The sequence below is a fragment of the Streptomyces sp. a15 genome (genome assembly GCF_059026085.1).
On sequence record NZ_JBWLKM010000213.1, the window covers coordinates 1 to 1,821 of the forward strand.

At 67.1% G+C, this 1,821-nt stretch carries 3 protein-coding genes and 1 pseudogene; 2 read left to right on the forward strand and 2 right to left on the reverse strand.

The genetic code is table 11. The features are described from left to right. Positions 1–78 (reverse strand): annotated as a pseudogene (locus AC5P09_RS51675) (helix-turn-helix domain-containing protein); the annotation flags it as partial. Positions 79–178: 100 nt separating this feature from the next. Between AC5P09_RS51675 and AC5P09_RS51680 the strand changes: the two are divergent. Together AC5P09_RS51680 and AC5P09_RS51685 are read left to right on the forward strand one after the other, a co-directional pair. Continuing rightward, complete coding sequence (locus AC5P09_RS51680) at positions 179–1,009, forward strand: IS5 family transposase (RefSeq protein ID WP_493880587.1); 831 nt, start codon at positions 179–181, stop codon at positions 1,007–1,009. After that, entirely contained in the window at positions 1,006–1,428 is a 423-nt protein-coding gene (locus AC5P09_RS51685; RefSeq protein WP_493880588.1) for a hypothetical protein, read from the forward strand. The genes AC5P09_RS51680 and AC5P09_RS51685 overlap by 4 nt, the downstream gene beginning before the upstream one ends. A 139-nt stretch (positions 1,429–1,567) precedes the next feature. On the opposite strand, the gene AC5P09_RS51690 is transcribed toward AC5P09_RS51685, so the two are convergent. Further along, on the reverse strand, positions 1,568–1,821 hold a 254-nt coding region (locus tag AC5P09_RS51690), incomplete at its 5' end, for a DinB/UmuC family translesion DNA polymerase (protein ID WP_493880589.1).

Below are 1,821 nucleotides of genomic sequence, written 5' to 3' on the forward strand. Positions count from 1 at the left end.
ATCGACGGCCAGCATGCGCACCCGCTCCCGCGCGGCCTGGCCTTGCGGAGTGAGACCACCGCCCTGCGCATATCTCAGAGTGCGGTACGTGATCTTCTGTCCGGCTTGTGATCACTCGATGGGGTGACGGTGGGGCATCGTCACCGGTCAGGCGTTCGGGATTCGCTTGGGTGACGGGATGAGCGATCGCAAGTCGTACTCGAGTGATGTCTCCGACGAGCAGTGGGCCCTGGTCGAGCCCGTGGTCACGGCGTGGAAGGCCGCGCATCCGTCGGTCAGTGGCCATCAGGGCAGATATGCGATGCGGGAGATCGTCAACGCGATCCTGTACCAGAACCGCAGCGGCTGCCAGTGGGACCTGCTGCCCCACGATCTGCCGCCCGCCGGTGCGGTGAAGTACTACTTCTACAAGTGGCGCGACGATGGCACCGATCAGACCATTCATGATCTGCTGCGGTGGCAACTGCGGGAGAAGAAGCGTCGATTAGCCGACCCGAGCCTCATCATCATGGACACGCAGAGCATCCGTGCCGCCGTCGGCGTCCCGTCCGCCACGACCGGCAAGGACGCGGCGAAACGGGTGCCGGGGCGGAAGAGATGCCTGGCCGTGGACGTATTGGGTCTCGTCGTCGAGGCTGTCGTCCTGCCGGCGTCCGCGCACGACAACGCCGCCGGCATCGCCTTGCTGAACGGCGTGGCCGCGCAGACCGACACGGTCGAGAAGGCCCTGGTCGACCAGGGGTTCAAGAAGGCCGTCGTCGACCACGGCAAGACCCTTGGCATCGATGTCGAGATCGTTGAGCGCAACCCGGCCGACAAGGGCTTCATCCCGCAGGCCAAGCGGTGGATCGTGGAGCAGACGAACGGGATCCTGATGTTCTGCCGCCGCCTGGTCCGTGACTACGAGCACCGGCTCGCCACCTCGCGCTCTCGCGTCTTCTGGGCGATGACCTCTGTCATGGCCCGCCGGCTCACCGGCGCCACCCTGCCCTCCTGGAGGGCTGTATGAGCGACAACCCGCAGATCAGAGACGTCCTTGCCTACGTCGAGGCCCGGGAGGCCGAACTCAGCGAGCAGGCCGGGCAGCTCCGCGCGTCCATCGAGGACCTCACCGCCCGCCTCGGCGAACTCGACGCGGAGACCGAGAACCTGCGCATCACCCGCAAGACTCTCCTGAACATCCCAGCACCGGAGCTCGCCGACGATCCGCCGCGGCCCGAGGCGCCGGACCACCCCGCTTACCAGCAGATTCTCGCGGCCTTCACCGACACCGGCCATCCGATGCGGGCTCGGGACCTGTGCGAGGCACTTGACCTGCCGATCCTCCCGAAGAACACCGAAGGCATCCGGTCCAAGCTGAAACGCCTGGTCACACGGGGCATTCTCACCGAACCCGAACCCGGCCTGTTCGCTCAGCTCCGCACCTGAGTACCAGTCCGCCCCGCCGACCAGGACTCCTCTCCCAACCTCAAGCATCAACCGGACATCCGGTCACGTACCGCACTCTCATGGCCACGGCGTACCGCAGGGATCTAGCAATGTCAGCCCCGACAACTGAACGGAAAGGTCAGTAGGCGGAGACGCGCAGATCGTCGTCGTGCGCGGACGGCTCAGGCAGGCGGCAGGTCTTCTCCCACGACGTGCCGCCGGCGAACTTCAGGACCAGCGTCACCGCACGCGCCACCTGGCCGCGCCGGCGCAGCAGGTATCCGAGTTTGACGACCAGGTCCAGGAGGGCGGCGCAGGCGTCGGCGCCGTCCAGGACGTGCCGGTCGAAGGCGCGGCGGACGGTCGCGGCGGCGGGCAGCGTCCGGAGGACCA

What these genes read in the sequence shown, in the direction of transcription:
- AC5P09_RS51680 (WP_493880587.1), top strand. Translation starts at nt 179, where the DNA reads ATGAGCGATCGCAAGTCGTACTCGAGTGATGTCTCCGACGAGCAGTGG.
- AC5P09_RS51685 (WP_493880588.1), top strand. Translation starts at nt 1,006, where the DNA reads ATGAGCGACAACCCGCAGATCAGAGACGTCCTTGCCTACGTCGAGGCC.